The sequence below is a fragment of the Klebsiella sp. BIGb0138 genome (assembly GCF_004342285.1).
Classification (GTDB): Bacteria; Pseudomonadota; Gammaproteobacteria; order Enterobacterales; family Enterobacteriaceae; genus Klebsiella.
This window is the reverse complement of the sequence record NZ_SMCV01000032.1, coordinates 1-1,024: the sequence shown is the minus strand read 5'-3', so window position 1 is coordinate 1,024 and position 1,024 is coordinate 1. Positions and strand designations below refer to the sequence as shown.

Annotated in this window: 1 rRNA gene; it reads left to right on the top strand. The window is 52.6% G+C overall.

Going from position 1 to position 1,024, the window contains the following annotated elements:
* Positions 1-1,024 (top strand): 23S ribosomal RNA (locus tag EDF73_RS27370); the annotation flags it as partial.

The following is a 1,024-nucleotide window of genomic DNA, read 5'->3' as shown; positions in this document are numbered from 1 at the left end:
CACTATCGTTAAGTGAATACATAGCTTAACGAAGCGAACCGGGGGAACTGAAACATCTAAGTACCCCGAGGAAAAGAAATCAACCGAGATTCCCCCAGTAGCGGCGAGCGAACGGGGAGCAGCCCAGAACCTGAATCAGTTTGTGTGTTAGTGGAACGGTCTGGAAAGTCCGGCGGTACAGGGTGATAGCCCCGTACACTAAAATGCACAGGCTGTGAGTTCGAAGAGTAGGGCGGGACACGTGGTATCCTGTCTGAATATGGGGGGACCATCCTCCAAGGCTAAATACTCCTGACTGACCGATAGTGAACCAGTACCGTGAGGGAAAGGCGAAAAGAACCCCGGCGAGGGGAGTGAAACAGAACCTGAAACCGTGTACGTACAAGCAGTGGGAGCCTCTTTATGGGGTGACTGCGTACCTTTTGTATAATGGGTCAGCGACTTATATTCTGTAGCAAGGTTAACCGTATAGGGGAGCCGCAGGGAAACCGAGTCTTAACTGGGCGTTAAGTTGCAGGGTATAGACCCGAAACCCGGTGATCTAGCCATGGGCAGGTTGAAGGTTGGGTAACACTAACTGGAGGACCGAACCGACTAATGTTGAAAAATTAGCGGATGACCTGTGGCTGGGGGTGAAAGGCCAATCAAACCGGGAGATAGCTGGTTCTCCCCGAAAGCTATTTAGGTAGCGCCTCGTGAACTCATCTTCGGGGGTAGAGCACTGTTTCGGCTAGGGGGTCATCCCGACTTACCAACCCGATGCAAACTACGAATACCGAAGAATGTTATCACGGGAGACACACGGCGGGTGCTAACGTCCGTCGTGAAGAGGGAAACAACCCAGACCGCCAGCTAAGGTCCCAAAGTCATGGTTAAGTGGGAAACGATGTGGGAAGGCCCAGACAGCCAGGATGTTGGCTTAGAAGCAGCCATCATTTAAAGAAAGCGTAATAGCTCACTGGTCGAGTCGGCCTGCGCGGAAGATGTAACGGGGCTAAACCATGCACCGAAGCTGCGGCAGCGA